The 15,508-nt window shown below is 33.4% G+C and carries 17 protein-coding genes; 8 read left to right on the top strand and 9 right to left on the bottom strand.

What is annotated here, in order from left to right:
- Nucleotides 1–309: 309 nt before the first annotated feature.
- From A9D35_RS17000 to A9D35_RS16990, 3 genes are all read left to right on the top strand, one after another.
- On the top strand, nucleotides 310–1,242 hold the full coding sequence (locus A9D35_RS17000; RefSeq protein ID WP_066225233.1) for an alpha/beta hydrolase: 933 nt from the start codon (nucleotides 310–312) through the stop codon (nucleotides 1,240–1,242).
- Nucleotides 1,243–1,452: 210 nt separating this feature from the next.
- Nucleotides 1,453–2,718 (top strand): DUF819 family protein, encoded by a 1,266-nt coding sequence (locus A9D35_RS16995; protein WP_066225231.1) that lies wholly within the window; start codon nucleotides 1,453–1,455, stop codon nucleotides 2,716–2,718.
- 49 nt (nucleotides 2,719–2,767) lie between these two features.
- Nucleotides 2,768–3,457, top strand: a complete 690-nt coding sequence (locus A9D35_RS16990; protein WP_066225230.1) for a DUF4369 domain-containing protein — start codon at nucleotides 2,768–2,770, stop codon at nucleotides 3,455–3,457.
- 194 nt (nucleotides 3,458–3,651) lie between these two features.
- On the opposite strand, the gene A9D35_RS16985 is transcribed toward A9D35_RS16990, so the two are convergent.
- The 4 genes from A9D35_RS16985 to A9D35_RS16970 form a co-directional block, all read right to left on the bottom strand.
- A complete protein-coding gene (locus tag A9D35_RS16985) occupies nucleotides 3,652–4,038 on the bottom strand; it encodes a hypothetical protein (RefSeq protein WP_066225228.1) in 387 nt (128 codons plus the stop codon).
- 10 nt (nucleotides 4,039–4,048) lie between these two features.
- Complete coding sequence (locus A9D35_RS16980; protein ID WP_066225227.1) at nucleotides 4,049–5,062, bottom strand: polysaccharide deacetylase family protein; 1,014 nt, start codon at nucleotides 5,060–5,062, stop codon at nucleotides 4,049–4,051.
- A gap of 202 nt (nucleotides 5,063–5,264) precedes the next feature.
- Nucleotides 5,265–5,972 carry an LrgB family protein gene (locus A9D35_RS16975; RefSeq protein WP_066225225.1) on the bottom strand — a complete coding sequence of 236 codons (708 nt, stop codon included), beginning with the start codon at nucleotides 5,970–5,972 and terminating at the stop codon, nucleotides 5,265–5,267.
- A 15-nt stretch (nucleotides 5,973–5,987) separates the two neighbouring features.
- Complete coding sequence (locus tag A9D35_RS16970; protein ID WP_066225222.1) at nucleotides 5,988–6,344, bottom strand: CidA/LrgA family protein; 357 nt, start codon at nucleotides 6,342–6,344, stop codon at nucleotides 5,988–5,990.
- Nucleotides 6,345–6,686: 342 nt separating this feature from the next.
- Between A9D35_RS16970 and A9D35_RS16965 the strand changes: the two genes are divergently transcribed.
- Nucleotides 6,687–7,064, top strand: a complete 378-nt coding sequence (locus A9D35_RS16965; RefSeq protein WP_066225221.1) for a PH domain-containing protein — start codon at nucleotides 6,687–6,689, stop codon at nucleotides 7,062–7,064.
- Between the two features lie 115 nt (nucleotides 7,065–7,179).
- Nucleotides 7,180–7,572, top strand: coding sequence for a VOC family protein (locus A9D35_RS16960; RefSeq protein WP_066225219.1), 393 nt, complete (start codon nucleotides 7,180–7,182; stop codon nucleotides 7,570–7,572).
- Nucleotides 7,573–7,598: 26 nt separating this feature from the next.
- Here A9D35_RS16960 and A9D35_RS16955 read toward each other — a convergent pair whose 3' ends face one another.
- Complete coding sequence (locus tag A9D35_RS16955; protein WP_066225217.1) at nucleotides 7,599–8,396, bottom strand: response regulator transcription factor; 798 nt, start codon at nucleotides 8,394–8,396, stop codon at nucleotides 7,599–7,601.
- A 291-nt stretch (nucleotides 8,397–8,687) separates the two neighbouring features.
- Here A9D35_RS16955 and A9D35_RS16950 point away from each other — a divergent pair, with 291 nt between their 5' ends.
- From A9D35_RS16950 to A9D35_RS16940, 3 genes are all read left to right on the top strand, one after another.
- Nucleotides 8,688–9,701, top strand: coding sequence for a hypothetical protein (locus A9D35_RS16950; RefSeq protein WP_066225215.1), 1,014 nt, complete (start codon nucleotides 8,688–8,690; stop codon nucleotides 9,699–9,701).
- Between the two features lie 136 nt (nucleotides 9,702–9,837).
- A complete protein-coding gene (locus A9D35_RS16945; RefSeq protein ID WP_066225213.1) occupies nucleotides 9,838–10,083 on the top strand; it encodes an AbrB/MazE/SpoVT family DNA-binding domain-containing protein in 246 nt (81 codons plus the stop codon).
- Nucleotides 10,074–10,397, top strand: coding sequence for a type II toxin-antitoxin system PemK/MazF family toxin (locus A9D35_RS16940; RefSeq protein ID WP_066225211.1), 324 nt, complete (start codon nucleotides 10,074–10,076; stop codon nucleotides 10,395–10,397). Before A9D35_RS16945 ends, A9D35_RS16940 begins: the two co-directional genes overlap by 10 nt.
- A 57-nt stretch (nucleotides 10,398–10,454) precedes the next feature.
- Here the strand turns inward: A9D35_RS16940 and A9D35_RS16935 are convergent, their stop codons facing one another.
- The 4 genes from A9D35_RS16935 to A9D35_RS16920 all read right to left on the bottom strand — a co-directional run bounded on the left by A9D35_RS16935 (nucleotide 10,455) and on the right by A9D35_RS16920 (nucleotide 15,368).
- Entirely contained in the window at nucleotides 10,455–11,474 is a 1,020-nt protein-coding gene (locus A9D35_RS16935) for a cytochrome-c peroxidase (protein ID WP_066225208.1), read from the bottom strand.
- Between the two features lie 78 nt (nucleotides 11,475–11,552).
- Nucleotides 11,553–12,410, bottom strand: coding sequence for an MbnP family protein (locus A9D35_RS16930; protein ID WP_066225206.1), 858 nt, complete (start codon nucleotides 12,408–12,410; stop codon nucleotides 11,553–11,555).
- Between the two features lie 44 nt (nucleotides 12,411–12,454).
- Nucleotides 12,455–14,440, bottom strand: coding sequence for a TonB-dependent receptor plug domain-containing protein (locus A9D35_RS16925; protein ID WP_066225204.1), 1,986 nt, complete (start codon nucleotides 14,438–14,440; stop codon nucleotides 12,455–12,457).
- Nucleotides 14,441–14,444: 4 nt separating this feature from the next.
- Nucleotides 14,445–15,368, bottom strand: coding sequence for a hypothetical protein (locus A9D35_RS16920; protein ID WP_066225201.1), 924 nt, complete (start codon nucleotides 15,366–15,368; stop codon nucleotides 14,445–14,447).
- Between the last annotated feature and the right edge of the window lie 140 nt (nucleotides 15,369–15,508).

Raw genomic sequence — 15,508 nt, 5'->3', positions numbered from 1 at the left:
TTATAATGTAGTTAGATTTGGGAATCCAGTATCAACAACATAATGCAAACATTAATTAATTAATCCATTAACTAAAATATTTTTTAGTACAATTCAAAGATAAAATTAACCACGAGCTAAACTGTTTAACTACTCTATTTTTCGACGAAATGCACTAAATTTTAACAAAAATCGACTAAAAACAGTAAAAACCGACTAAAAACCAATTGTAATTCTTAATATAACGGCAAGATCAATTATATATCTAATACTTTTAATGTACATTTGATAGCAACGTAATACGTCAAAATTTATTAAAAATCATCCACTATGAAGTCCATCTTAACTTGTATAATTTGTGTTTTTTCGCTTATTGGATTTGCACAAGATCAAAAATTTAATTCCGAAGATTTATCTATTACCAATCTTATAGATGGTACTTTACTTACTCCCTTAAATGCAGACAATCCCAATCTTGTCATTTTAATTGGAGGATCTGGTCCGACTGATAGAAATGGTAATCAAAACTTTTTAAAAAATAATTCTCTTAAAAAGTTGGCCGAGCAACTTGCTATTCACAACATAGCCTCTTTTAGGTTCGACAAACGCATTGTGAAGCAAATTAAAATGCGAAACATTGACAAGACTATTTTATTTGACGACTTCGTGTCGGACGCACAAGCTGTATTAGACTACTTTAAATCTAAAAACGCTTATAAACATATTATTGTTATTGGCCATAGTCAAGGTAGTTTAATAGGTATGTTGATAGCCAAAGATAAAGCCGACGGATATATATCAGTAGCGGGACCTGCACAAACCATAGATAACATAATTATTGATCAAATTTCTGTCAATGCTCCAAATTATATAGAAGATTCCAAGAAAGTATTTGCCAAGCTTAAAGTAGGCGAAACAACCACAGATTATCCAGCTGCTCTAGAATCTATATTTAATATAGACATGCAACCATTTTTTGCCAATTGGATGAGTTACAATCCTGAAGAAGAACTTAAAACATTAAACATGCCTATATTAATAGTAAATGGCACAGAAGATTTGCAAGTTAGCGTAACAGAAGCCGAACGATTAAAAACCGCTGTTCCATTAGCTCAATTAGTTATCATCGATAAAATGAACCATGTTTTAGTGCCCATTGAAAGTGGCGACCCTCTTGAAAACACCAAATCCTATAACGAATCTGCAAGACCTTTATCTCCAGAATTAATTAATACTATTGTAGATTTTATTCAAAAAATATAAGGCAAAAAAAAAAGCATCCTCTAGGGATGCTTTTTCACTAACTAACCAACCAATATGAAAAATTATTACTCTTAATATTAAAGTAACCACACTCTAATAATCGTCATCATAATAATTGTAATGTAAAAAGCAATCATCGTGCCAAACTTTAAATCAATCTTCTTTTTTTTAAGGTGTGAAAGTGGTAATTTGCGACTTTAACAAAATTTTATGGAAAACACACCCCTATTTACTAACGATGCCATTGTTTTTGGCATACTCATGATTTCGCTAGGATTCGTATTTTTCACCGAGTCGAAAAAAACAAAATTCTGGACAACCTTTTATAAATATATTCCAGGCTTATTAATGTGTTATTTAATACCTGCAATATTTAATTCTTTAGGAATTATCTCTGCAGATATTTCTGAAACCTATTTTATAGCCAGTCGCTATTTATTGCCTGCTGCTTTGGTTTTAATGACCATAAGTATCGATTTAAAAGCGGTTTTCAACCTAGGCTGGAAAGCATTAATTATGTTTTTCACAGGAACTATAGGTATTATAATTGGAGGACCTATAGCCATCTTATTAATCTCTACGTTTTCTCCTGAAACAGTAGGCGGCGCTGGTTTCGATGCGGTATGGCGCGGACTTTCTACCCTTGCAGGTAGCTGGATTGGAGGTGGTGCTAACCAGGCAGCGATGTTAGAAATTTACGAGTTCAATCAGGAATTATATGGCGGAATGGTTTTGGTAGATATTGTTGTTGCCAACATTTGGATGGCCATTATATTATTAGGTATTGGTAAACGTAAAAAAATCGACCAATGGCTAAAAGCAGATAATACCGCCATTGATGAATTACAGGAACGTGTTCAACAATTCAGCGATAAAACCACAAGAATACCAACCCTAACCGATTTTATGATGATTCTTGCCTATGCTTTTGGTGCTGTAGGTTTAGCACATTTTGGATCGGAAATTATTTCTGATTTTTTAACAACAAATTTCACAGCTGTTAGCGATCCTAAAAGTCCGCTATCTTCTTTTGGAAGTAGTTTTTTCTGGTTAATTACTATTGCAACATGTATTGGTATTTTACTATCATTCACAAAAGTTAAAAATTATGAAGGTGCTGGAGCAAGTAAAATTGGGAGTGTCTTTATTTACATTTTAGTGGCAACCATTGGTATGAAAATGGATTTAACTAAGTTATTCGATAATCCAGGATTAATTTTAATTGGATTAGTGTGGATGACCATACATGCAGTATTACTTATTATAGTAGCGAAAATTATAAAAGCTCCGTATTTCTTTTTGGCCGTAGGTAGCCAAGCTAATGTTGGTGGTGCCGCTTCTGCTCCTGTTGTAGCCGCCGCTTTTCACCCGTCTTTAGCCACTGTAGGTGCGTTATTAGCCGTATTTGGATATGTTGTAGGAACCTATGGCGCGATACTTTGTACCGAGTTAATGAAAATCGTTGCTAACGGTTAGTTTTTAATAAATAATTATAAGATATTTGCGCTCCTAATTCAATATTACAATGAAAAATCTAGCTATTTTATTCCTTTTATTAATTGTCGTATCCTGCGGAAAGGATAAAGGAAACTTAACTGTAAATGCACATATTAAAGGCTTAAAAAAAGGAACCGTTTATCTTCAAAAAACCGAAGATTCTTTAATACTAACTTTAGATTCTTTAAAGATTAATGGTAATGAAACGTTCGAGTTACACGGACAAGTAGATTCCCCAGAAATATTTTATTTGACACTAAACAAACATGATAAATCCTTTGAACGTCTTCCGTTTTTTGCTGAACCTGGTATAGTAACGATTAATAGTACACTTAAAAACTTTATTATTGATGCTCAAGTTTCAGGTTCGAGAAATCAGGCGCTTTTAGATGAATATCTTACTGTAAATTCTAAAATAAACAACTCGCGTTTAGACTTAATTAAGGCAAAATTTGATGCTACCAGAGCCAACGACACTATTAAAATTGATAGCATAAATAAAGCTGATGCAAGCTTAATTAAGCGTAAGTATTTATACACTGTAAATTATGCTATTAATCATAGAGATGCAGAAGTGGCTCCCTATTTAGCCCTTACAGAAATTTACAATGCTAATATTAAATGGTTAGACACTATAAACAAATCTCTTACACCAGAAATTAAAGCATCTAAATACGGTGAAAAATTAGATGCTTACATTCAAGAAATTAAAAGATAATTTTTACTAAATATTTATAGAAAGAGGCCGTCTAAAAATTTTTAAAACCGTCATTCTTAATTTATTTCAGAATCTCATTATACTGATTACCAATTTTGTGAGAACCTGAATCAATTTCAAGTTGACGAAAATTCAACTTTTTGGACAGCCTCTCTTTTATTTGAGCTAAATTCCTAATCATTTAGGATTAGAGGTCATTTCTTAAATTCTACAGTCGTATAGATTAAAGTGGTTTCTCCTATGTTCTCCAGGTTATGAATAAAATACTGAGCTGAATTTAAGTCATTATAATACTTAATATCATTCGCTTCATATTCGGTCTCTATAATTTTACCATCTGCATAAAACGATCTCGATTTCCCTGGTTGTATTGCTGTATAAAAATAAGGTTTATTGTGTTTATGAAAAGGCAAAGACTCGCCTACAGGTATAGCAATACTCCACACTTTAAAAGCTTCGGTTTCTAAAATTAGATGTTCACCAACCTGAACATTATCTGTATTAGTTTTTAATTCAGAAATTAAAGCATCCGTCCATAATCCGTTCCAATTTCCGGTCTCATTTATTATGGTTGTTTTCATTTTAATGGTCTTATTTATTAAACTCTAATTCCGAATTATCAATTGGAGTATTCGGATCGTCTTTAACCATATTTGCGATTTCATCTTTACGCATAAATACCACAGCTTCATGACTTTTTGCATATTGAATAAATTCGTCTACTACATGTACCACAGCTGGTGTTCCCCCTATTCTATCGTGTAAACTAATACTCATCATACGACGCTGATTAGCATCTTCGGCATACAATTGATCGAATTCCGCTTTTAATTGAGCTAAAAACTGATCTGGACTCCATTGTTTTCCTTCAATATTTACAATGTCGTTATTACGTAAAGTATAAGGCATAATTACAAAGTTCTTTCCTCGTACTTTTGTAATAAATGGTTCATCACGACTCAAGTCATCTATATGATATAAAAAGCCTAATTCTTGTAAAACTTTTAATGTATTTGGGCCTCTACGCAACCAATTGGCATTATAACCAATACCGCGCTGTCCGGTGATTGCCTCTACAGTGTCTATTCCTTTTTTAATGAATTGTAACTCTTCATCGTAACTCATATTCCATTGATCACTCCAAGACATACCGTGAGCAGCAATTTCGTGTCCACCATCGGCAATGGCTTTAGCCACTTCAGGGTATTGCGCTGCGGCTTCACCAACAACATGCGAGGTAACATGAATATCATTCTTCTTCCATAATCTTAACATTCTATAGATTCCTTCTTTTGCACCGTATCTAAACCAACTTTCTGCTGGCATATCTGGATTTCCTTTCGGTAATGGATTGCCCGAAAATGGACTTTCTGCCCCCTCTGGCTGTCCGCCTGTTTCAAATTGCATGGATACTGAAATGACTAATTGAGCTTTATTAGGCCAATAACTCTTTTTCTGATTCTGTTCTGGTGATTTCATGACTGTTTTATTTTCTGCATTAGATGTATTGCAGGCTGTAAACCCGACCAATACCAATAAAATACATGTTAATATTGTCATTTGCTTTTTCGTACGTGATTGTTTTAGGATGTAAAGTATTTTCATGGCTGTATTGTTTTATACCTACAAATATATTGGTGAACTCAAGATACTTTATAGTAAAATTCCATTGTATTATTGTAATAAAATATCATGCTTATAAAAAGCCATTTTATTTCATTTTAAAACAAAAAAAAGTGCTCAAGACTATATCCTGAACACAAGTATGTAAAACTATTTGACTGATTAAAATCTTAAAACTATGGTTCTAAAAATCGATCCATATACTTAAAAACTGAATAATATAAGGGGTTAAAAGGGCCGTTAAAATTCCGTTTACTATAAGACCAATACTAGACAACGCACCAAAATTTCCACTAATTTCCATAGATTTTGAAGCCCCTAAAACATGCGCTGCAGTTCCCATAGAAATCCCCTGAGCAATAGTACTTTTTATACGCGTAATTTTCATTATTTCGTATCCGAAAATAGATCCTATAATTCCAAACAAAATCACGACAGAAGCCGTAAGTGGCGGAATTCCCCCTAAAGTTTTAGAGACTTCTATGGCTATAGGTGTTGTTACCGATTTTGGGGCCAAAGAAAAAACTATGTCTTTTGGAGCGCCTAAAGCTTTTGCTATTAAAACCACAGACACGATTCCTGCCACACAACCAACCAATTGCGAAGTAATAATGGGAATTGCTTGCTTTTTAATTTTCCCTAGTTGCTTATATAAAGGCACACCTAAGGCCACAATAGCTGGTTTTAATAAAAACTCTATCATTCTGCTACCTTGCTGATAAGCGGTAAAATCAATTTTTAAAAGCAACAAGGTTCCTATAATAAATAAAATGGCAAGCAAAACAGGGTTCAGAAAAATCATTTTTGTCTTTCTCTGAATAATTTGAGCCACAAAAAAAGCAACAAAGGTTAGTGTTAAAATAAAAATCTCGGACTGTAAAACCTCAACCATAATTTTAGTTTTTGCTTATTTATTTTTTTTAAACGTGTTTTTGTGCTTCATGAATAACTGATGTGTCCATCCTGTGCAAGCAAAAACAATTATAGTACTAATTAAAGAGGCTATAATTATGGGCCAAAACGATAGTTTTATCATATCTAAATACAACATAATAGCGACCCCTGGAGGTACGAAAAAGAAGGCCATATTCTTAGTTAAAAAATCACTAAGACCACTCACCCAATTTAATTTAACCCAACCCAGTTCTAATAAAACGGTTAAAAGTATCATACCAATTATACTAGATGGCATTTTAATTCCGGTAAGGTGTACAACGATTTCTCCAAAAAGTAAACATCCTAATATTATTACAACTTGTCTCATAGGGTAGCAATGTGTTTAATCTAAAATTTTCATGTTATCTAAAAGATATTTTTTAATTGTTTATAGGAACGTTATACATAGCATCGGCAAATTTTTCCATAGTATTATATAAGTGCAACTTACAAATCGAAACCTATAGCGTTATAGATCAAAAATTAATGATAAGGCGAATGCAAGCAAATTGTTAATTTTTAATATCAAAAATACCCTTTTTTAAAGCTAAAGGATAAGAAAATCCATAGTTTTTCCTTGTTTTCAAGTCAATTCTCATTTCAATTCGAATAAAATAAATTCATTTAATTATTTAACTTGCATGCACTTACTTTTCAAACAGAAAATACAATGGGAATATTCAATAAAATATTAGGCAATGCTTCCGAAGTATCTGCCGAACAACTAAATCAAAAATACGGAAGATTGCTTATTACAAACGAACATGTTGAATTGGGATTTAAACTTCTAAGAGACACGTTTATGTTTACCAATAAGCGTTTAATTTTAATTGATGTGCAAGGATTTACGGGAAGCAAAATGGAATACAGATCGATGCCTTATAAAAGTATATCTCGATTTTCTCTAGAAACCGCGGGAACTTTCGATTTGGATGCCGAATTAAAAATTTGGATTTCTAGTGAAGACACCCCATCTGTAAGTAAAAAATTTAATAAAAGTATAGATGTGTATGAAGTTCAGAAATATTTGGCCGAAAAGGTGATGTGAGATTGAATGAAAAAAGTATAAAAATCAAAATCCGAAACCACTTATTATCCGGTTGTTCTTACATTCAAAATTATAAATAGATTCCAATTTTAAACTAATAAAACACCAATACCCCATGCATACCTTTCTCTTCAACCATATTGCTATTTCTGTAAAAGATGTAGGTGTATCTGTAGCGTTTTACCAAAAGGTACTTCAGCTTAAAGAAATAAAAAATACAGCTTCAAATTCTAAAACAAGATGTTTGTCACTTGGCGAGGGCAAACAGCTTCATATTATTCCGCGCCCAGATGCCGAAATAAAAACCAATAAAGCTGTTCATTTTGCGCTATCAACAGCAAACGTCGATTCATTTGTTTCTCATTTAAAAACATTAAATATTGATTATACCGATTGGCTCGATACTCCAAATAAAGATTATGTGAGAAACGATGGTATTAAACAGATTTATTTTCAGGACCCAGACAATTATTGGATTGAAATAAATGATGATGTAAGTGTTTTCTAATACACGATGCCTTTATAGTATTAATTTCAAATTACACCAGACATTAAACATATAGCAATAAGTTCTGCTGCATTTTTGAAACCAGTTTTTTTATTAATGTTTTTACGATGCGTTTGTACAGTATGTACGGAGACATTTATTTTATCGCTAATCTGGTTTGTAGAAAACCCCTTAGATAAAAGTTTTACTATTTCTAGCTCGCGATTTGTTAAGAGTTCTAATAAATTCATACTATTTTTACACGTAATATTAGGATTAAAAATACCTTCAGATACATCTATATTATAGTATGACTTTTCTCCAGACAAACTCATAAACGAAATTTTAGATAATGACTGTTGTTGCACATGAGAAATATCGGTGTGTATACTAATGGCATGTTGCGGCAAATTGTTATTATCTAGGGAGAGTACAGTAACCTGATGTAACATGTTTTTTATTTCATTATTAAAATCCTTCATACGGTAGGTATACAATGCTTTATAATCTAACCGTTGCTCTGAATTACAAAAATTAAGAAAAAAGTCTTTTATTACTTCCTCTTTTTTTTCTAAAAGCTCAAGATCATCTAGAAGAGCCGTACTCACTATTTTTTCGATTGTAGCCTCTTCAGGAGTAATTCCAAGAACATTCATTATACTTTCAGACACATATTCTAATTGCAGATTATGCATATTTAGAATATAAAAATATGTTTCACCAGGAGCAAATAACGAGGCAAATAACCGAAGTTGATCTTTAGATTTATAAGGTTCATATATATTTACTTTACTAGAATACTCTCTTCTCCATAAATCTAAAACCTGTTCAAAACCCTTTGGCATATTACCCTTTTTAAAATGTTAGTTTAAATTATAAAAAAATAGTAACAAACTCTGTATTTATTCAAATAATTACAGCCCAAACCATTAAAATCTAACCTATTCCATGAGATATTGATAAATTTCAAATAAAATATCCTTAAGAAGTTATAATATATTTAACGCTACTAACTCAATAAATAAACCTTTAAAGAACACAAAATTTATAATCTCGAACAAGCCGCTTATCACAACTAAGAAAACAGCTCAAAAACGACGTTTCGGACATTTCAAAAAAACAATTAACTTTAAAGCATGAAACATCTTTTACTTTTATCTGTATTTTTATTAAGCATAAGTTGCGGTAATACCGCTAGCAAAAAGTCTGAAACAGCGTCTTTAAAAACACCAGAGTCACCAATTTACAAAGGTACGGCTAGCATAACTCAAGGTATCGCTAAAACTATAACAGAAGACCTTTATTCCTGTGAGCGAGGCCGGAAAACAGATGTAGGAGAAATACAATCTACCGATGGTAAAACATGGATTGTACCTGCCCAAACAAATTATACAAATACTAATTTTCCTTTTGCTTCAGATTTGTTTAATGCCTGCGAAGGAAACACGTATGCAACAGTTCAAGAAGCTTTATCTCAATTTGATGACTCTAAAATCATTGAAATTGACGAAACTGGAGCGCTTTTTACAGCCTATATTTTTGCCGACAATTATTTTGAAATGTATGTTAACGGCATGCCTGTTGGTAAAGACAAAGTTCCGTTTACACAGTTTAATTCTAGCATCGTGAAATTTAAAGTTCAAAAACCATTTACTATAGCCTTTAAATTAGTAGATTGGGAAGAGCACCTTGGGGTGGGCTGTGAAGCGAATAGAGGAAAATCTTTTCATGCTGGGGACGGCGGATTGGTAGCTGTTATTAAAGATGCCGCAAACCATATAATAGCTACAACTAACGAGAATTGGAAAGCACAGACCTTTTACACGGCACCAATTACAGACTTAAACTGCACTAAGGAAGTAGGAAATTATAGATATTCTAAAACTTGCGATACCAATGGTGGCCAAGACGGTTCATCCTTTTACGGTTTGCATTGGGAAATTCCTAATGGATGGATGAATACGGATTTTGATGATTCTAATTGGCCGAATGCCACCACGTTTTCTAACGAAACTATAGGAGTAGATAATAAACCGTCGTACACCAATTTCACTTCTATTTTTGATGATCCCACAGAAGATGCGAAATTTATTTGGTCTACAAATGTGATCTTAGATAATGAAGTCTTGGTACGCTATACTGTTAAATAATAGAAGTAGTCATCGCTTAAAACCGTTTCAACACCACTCCTTCCTTCTTAATAAATAATGTAAAAAGTATAGCCTTAGCTTTAATTGTTTATTAAAAAATTTAGTAAAAACTTTGTAATAACAAAAGTGTTTAATTATGGAAGTTTCAGTCATACAAATAGGAAATTCAAAGGGCATACGTTTTAGTAAAACTATACTTGAAAAATACAATATAAAGGATAAAGTAGAATTAATTCTTGAAAAAGGAAAAATCATAATTCAACCCATATCAACTCCTAGAAAAGGGTGGGAAGAATCTTTTAAACAAATGACCGAAAATGGAGATGATAAGTTGTTGTTTAATGATGTCTTTGAAGATGAAACCTTTGAAGAATGGAATTAAAACAATACGATATAGTCCTAATTAATCTTAATCCCACCGTTGGAAGTAAAATCAATAAATCACGCCCTTGTGTAATTATTTCACCAAACGAAATGAATAAATTTTTAAAGACTATTATTGTTGCACCAATGACTACAAGTTCTATAAATTATCCTACAAGAATAGAAATAAAACACAATAATCAAATTGGCTGGATAGTTATCGACCAAATTAGAACTGTTGATAAATTAAGAATTGTGAAACGTTTAGGAAAAATGACTAATCCCGAGATAAAGGAACTAAAATCAATAATGAAAGAAACTTTTGTTGATTAAAACGAAGCTTTAAACTTTACAGTCCAATTTTCACTTTAATAAGACCTTTGTAACCTATTAAGGGCTTACAAAATCAACATCGCTTAAGGTATTCATAAAGGCAATAAGATTCTCTTTTTCGGTTTCGGAAAGTGGAATACTATTTCCATTTTCTTTTAAAATAGGATCTAGATTATCGGCTTCTAAAACACCGGCATCCAAATAATCTAAAACTGCTTTTAACGTTTCAAATTGTCCAAAGCTACCATACGGAGCTGTATAAGCAATATTGCGTAACGATGGAACACGAAAACGCATAAAGTCCTCAACTTTCCCTGTAACTCTAGCTCTCCCAGCTTCTTCAGGATCTGGATTTAAAGGAAATCCTATATTTCTAAAACTTTGGTCGGTAAATAATCCTGTACTATGGCAACTAATACATTTCTTCTGAAAAACAGCATACCCCTGTGCTTCTTCAGTTGTAAAGGTTTCTCCTTCTCCGCGCTTCATTTTATCGTACTTACTGTTTGCCGATATTAAAGTATATTCAAACTGCGCAATACTATTATAAATGCCGTTAGCAGTTATACCTTCACCATTAAAAGCTTTATTAAACAAATCTACATAAGAACCATCGGCTTCAAGCTTTTCTATAACTTCAAGAATAGAGGAATCCATTTCTTCATGTGTAATAATTGGAACCAACGGCTGACTCTCTAAAACACGCTTATTACCATCCCAATTAAAGACCTGCATAAAAGCCATATTTTGTATAGCCGGTGCATTTCGGAGTCCGATTCTGCCTTCTATACCAATTCCTTTTGGGTTATGATCTGCGAACGCACTTTCCTGTATGTGGCAACTAGAACACGACACGGTATTATCTGCACTCAATTTCTTTTCGTTAAATAATCTTTCTCCCAAAACCACACCATATTCAGTTGGTTTATTGGTATATACCGAAGTATTAAACTCTGGAAAACCCATCGGAATATCTAATGTGAGTTCTGGATTAATATAAGAAACGGTATCGGAATCATCCTGACTACAAGCGGTTAACACCAAAGCTAATGCGAATATTCTAAAGCATAGTTTCATAAGGCAACAAGTATGGTTTACAATTATTAAAAAAAGTCGGCCAAGTGGTATTACCTAACCGACCGAAATATTTAAGATTTAGTTTTCTACGTTTTGTATAGAAAACATTCCTGTAATATCGCTAGTGCCATTACCACCAATATTGTCTACATACTCCGACATAGTTACAGAGGTATGCGCACTTGGTGTTGCATTAGTATCGCTTAAAATAATTGTGTTTGTTTTTCCGCTTAATAGATTATCAAAATCTGCTTCTATATGGATTGTTGGTGCATGTTCTCCTACAACAGCGTTAGTTGGCAAGTTTAATGTAATATCTCTGTAAGCATCAAAACCTGGTACATAACTACTTTCATCGTCTACTTCACCTTCTACAGTACTACCAGAATGAAAGGATAATTCGTTGTTTTCCTCATTGTAAAATCCTTCAATTTTAGTAAAACGGTACCCTGTTCCCCACTCCCAATGCATTTGGGTATCGTTTGCTCCTGCGGCTGCATAAAATTCAGGAAAACTTACTTGATCTAAGGTGTTTAAATCAGATTTTACACCCAATCCAAATTTAATTTGACTGTATTCTGCCGTTGGAATATCGTTTAAAACATATTGTAATGTTTCAGATTTTGCCTGATCTACCATCGTTGCTCCATTATCTAAATTATTAACATGGTATGGAATTTCGGTACCATCGGCTTTAATAAGACGAATGTTACTAATAACGTATTTTAATTCAGAAAAATGATGTGTTTGCCCCTCTACCGATGTGTTTACGGTAGCAGATGTAGAAGTTGCATTGCCCAGTACTATAGTTTCTCCCGAAAAAGTATTATTAAATTGTAATGTTACATCGTTTGCAACAGGCATATCGTCGTCGTTACAAGAGACTAATGCTAAAGCCACAACGGCTAATAAAAGGTGTTTTTTTAAATTTTTCATTTTTTTTTGATTTAATGGTTAAGATTTTATTTTAGTGTTAATTGTTAAAAATTTATTTTTAATGAAGTAAAAATGTTTCGTCCCATTCTTGGGATATTCCCCCAGTCTGCATAGGTACTGTAATAGGTGTTAAAAATATTTTCTGCGCCAACTTGAACTACCGTTCTATAGTCTTTTATATAAAAGGAATAGTCTGCTGAAATATTCCAGTTGGTATACGCTGGAGTTTCGTCTTCTCCGTATTCTGGGCTATAATTCACTTGTTCGAAATCGCCATTTAAGGCCGTTAAAACTCCAAATTTTTTATACGAAAAATGCAATGATGTTTGATAGCTAAGGGGACGAATAAAGGGTAAATTATTTTCATTTTCATCTAAGCCACGGGCATAGGTTAAGGAACCATCCCAATGTAAGTTGTTTAAAATGGCATAATTCGCATTTATAGAAAAGTTGAATAAGGTAGCATATTCTAAAGCCGTGTACCCTTTAACACCAACCGATTGGTAATTCATGGGGCTTCCCTGACTTAAAATTCTTCCGATGATATAGTTCTTAATATAGAAGTAATTTACCTGTGCTTGAATGCCTCCTTTGTTGTTTTTAATACCAGCACTGGCATTCGCTTCATAAGAAATTTCGTTGGGTAAATCTGGATCTCCTATATAATCGTACCTATCAAAACTGTTATAAATATAATACCCATAACCTTCGGAAACTGAAGGCGCTCTATGGCCATACCCTCCGCCTACAGAGGCATTAAAATGTTCTGTTTCTAGTTGATAGCTCGCATATACATTTGGTAGAAACCGAGTTTTTTCTTGAGGTGCTCCAGGGTGAAAAATCCAATTGAATTCTATATATTTTGAATAATTGTAATTTACCCCTAAAGTTCCTCCAAAACTCAACAAACTGCGTTCTGAGATATCCAAAGTATTACTCATGGAAAGTCCGGCGTAACACGTGGTAACCCAAGGCCAACTATAAGCAAACATCGTGGTTTCGCTACGGTCTTGCGGATACATACGCATTTCGGCAATAGATAAATTATCGTAAGCATTTACCTGAATTTCTGCTGCATAGTTTTTTGTTTTTAAATTAATTGAAGACAATAAACCGTAAGTGGTGCTCCAGCCGGGCATATCCATATGCACTAAATTTTCTGGCCTTGTGGTGTCGTCCATATAATGTTCTACAGCATTAAAATACACTTTGCTATCCCATACTTTTATAAGTTTATCTTCAAAAAACTGTTTGTAGGCTACCGAAGTAATTAATGCTCTAGACAGCGACAAATCCATAGGTAATGCAGGATACCCCACATCTTTGGCTTTATCGAAAATAGCATCAACACGAAGAGAAGACAAATCGCTTGTTTTATACGCCAAGCCCAATGAAGTATTGAATTTCGTAAATTGCGAATGCTTTACCTCATCGTTATGTCCATCGGTATAATTTCCTGCTTTTCTGTAAGACATACTTGCATCGGCAACAAGTTTATCGCTTGAATACGACACATTTCCGAGGTTAAAAAACTGATTATTATTAAACTCAAAACCTGTTTGGTAAGCACCATTCCATGCTTTACTGAGTCCGAACGCTGTACTTTTACGTTTTAAATCGATACTTCCTGCCACTGTTGCGCCATGCATACTACCCTCCTGCCCAGATGTTATATCAATTTCAGACAGATTATTACTTTCTACATACGAGGTTATAGGATCCATTTTATCTGTACAAGCACCAAAAACGTGCATCCCGTCTATGGTTAGCGAAGAACGTTCTGTACTCATATTATTCAATAAGGGCTCCCAAGCATAAGCCCCACGTTTAATAAAACTGATACTATTGGACGACGCTAAAAACTCATCAACAGTAACAGCCATTTTCATATCTGTTTCTATTTTAGATTTTTTAGCTGCAATAATTAAAACCTCATCTAAAACAACATCTAGACTATCGGTTGCAACAGGTTTATTTTGTGCGAATGCTAATACGCTAAAAAACAGTATAACTAGGGGTATTTGTTTCATTTCTTTAGAATAAAATATCTATAAAAAGTTCACTTTTTACGCCCTCTATCCCCGGAGTAAAATCTGTAGGAACCACGGTTCCCTTTATTATTTTACCTTTCTCATTGTGAAGAATAAAATTCAGAGTCCAATTTCCTGTCATTGTATAATTTACAACGCCATGGTATAAACTATCATTTTGTTGCGTTAAATCTTGATTGTTAGGCGAAGAATGATTTCCCATTGAAGGTTCTGGCATCCTTGGGTCTAACAACAAGTTATAATCTTTAACAATGGAATAAGAATATTGCGACAAATCTGGAAAATTTCCTGCCGGTTTCTCTGGCTTATTATACTTGTAAATTCCAGCTACCAAATCGTTTTCAGACACATTCGGGCTTTGCGGAGACACCAGCGCTATAATGTACTGCTCATCATCATTACCCGTAAAAGCCGTCATATTTAAATTCTTATTGGTTTGTGTTTCAACGGTAATACTCGGATTTATAGTAAAGGATTCTGAATCTGCCTGAAAACCAATATAAGCTTGCCAATTAACTGTAGTATTACTTTCGCTACTAAACACGGCATAGCCCAAATAATAATCTTCTTCCGTCACAAATTCTAAATTATAATCATGCGGACAAGAACTTTTATTCCCATTAGCATCTGTTAAAATGGGAAGAAACGTAACATCTGCACGCTCTAACCCGATACTACTTTGGGTATTAAAAATTTTTATATGAATTTCGTTATAGCCCTTATAAAGTGTACCGTTTAAAGCTTCTATACTTATGGTATAATCGCCGCTTGTTGTGCGCGTGACTTCTTCGAATTCGAAATATTCTGTTGTTTCATTATTTATTTCTGCTTCATAATCTGTTTTTGCGATAGTACACGAGGTAATCACAATACAAATTGCAGGTAAAAGAACGTTTAAAAACTTCATTTTGCAAAGACATTTTTAGCCCATATCCCCAATATCCTTGGCGAGTGGATTGCTATATTATTTTCTTTAGAATATCCTCATTGTTTTACATGAGACTGTAGGAAACCATTTTTAAGAAGCATTACAAATTAGCGTAAAAC

Source organism: Formosa haliotis (genome assembly GCF_001685485.1).
Lineage (GTDB): Bacteria > Bacteroidota > Bacteroidia > Flavobacteriales > Flavobacteriaceae > Formosa > Formosa haliotis.
The sequence above is the reverse complement of the archived record's forward strand: the minus strand, read 5'-3'. Positions and strand labels throughout refer to the sequence as shown.

Bases quoted from the DNA above. Each gene is read 5' to 3' on its own strand.
- A9D35_RS17000 (WP_066225233.1), top strand. From the start codon at position 310: ATGAAGTCCATCTTAACTTGTATAATTTGTGTTTTTTCGCTTATTGGA.
- A9D35_RS16995 (WP_066225231.1), top strand. From the start codon at position 1,453: ATGGAAAACACACCCCTATTTACTAACGATGCCATTGTTTTTGGCATA.
- A9D35_RS16990 (WP_066225230.1), top strand. From the start codon at position 2,768: ATGAAAAATCTAGCTATTTTATTCCTTTTATTAATTGTCGTATCCTGC.
- A9D35_RS16985 (WP_066225228.1), bottom strand. From the start codon at position 4,038: ATGAAAACAACCATAATAAATGAGACCGGAAATTGGAACGGATTATGG.
- A9D35_RS16980 (WP_066225227.1), bottom strand. From the start codon at position 5,062: ATGAAAATACTTTACATCCTAAAACAATCACGTACGAAAAAGCAAATG.
- A9D35_RS16975 (WP_066225225.1), bottom strand. From the start codon at position 5,972: ATGGTTGAGGTTTTACAGTCCGAGATTTTTATTTTAACACTAACCTTT.
- A9D35_RS16970 (WP_066225222.1), bottom strand. From the start codon at position 6,344: ATGAGACAAGTTGTAATAATATTAGGATGTTTACTTTTTGGAGAAATC.
- A9D35_RS16965 (WP_066225221.1), top strand. From the start codon at position 6,687: ATGGGAATATTCAATAAAATATTAGGCAATGCTTCCGAAGTATCTGCC.
- A9D35_RS16960 (WP_066225219.1), top strand. From the start codon at position 7,180: ATGCATACCTTTCTCTTCAACCATATTGCTATTTCTGTAAAAGATGTA.
- A9D35_RS16955 (WP_066225217.1), bottom strand. From the start codon at position 8,396: ATGCCAAAGGGTTTTGAACAGGTTTTAGATTTATGGAGAAGAGAGTAT.
- A9D35_RS16950 (WP_066225215.1), top strand. From the start codon at position 8,688: ATGAAACATCTTTTACTTTTATCTGTATTTTTATTAAGCATAAGTTGC.
- A9D35_RS16945 (WP_066225213.1), top strand. From the start codon at position 9,838: ATGGAAGTTTCAGTCATACAAATAGGAAATTCAAAGGGCATACGTTTT.
- A9D35_RS16940 (WP_066225211.1), top strand. From the start codon at position 10,074: ATGGAATTAAAACAATACGATATAGTCCTAATTAATCTTAATCCCACC.
- A9D35_RS16935 (WP_066225208.1), bottom strand. From the start codon at position 11,474: ATGAAACTATGCTTTAGAATATTCGCATTAGCTTTGGTGTTAACCGCT.
- A9D35_RS16930 (WP_066225206.1), bottom strand. From the start codon at position 12,410: ATGAAAAATTTAAAAAAACACCTTTTATTAGCCGTTGTGGCTTTAGCA.
- A9D35_RS16925 (WP_066225204.1), bottom strand. From the start codon at position 14,440: ATGAAACAAATACCCCTAGTTATACTGTTTTTTAGCGTATTAGCATTC.
- A9D35_RS16920 (WP_066225201.1), bottom strand. From the start codon at position 15,368: ATGAAGTTTTTAAACGTTCTTTTACCTGCAATTTGTATTGTGATTACC.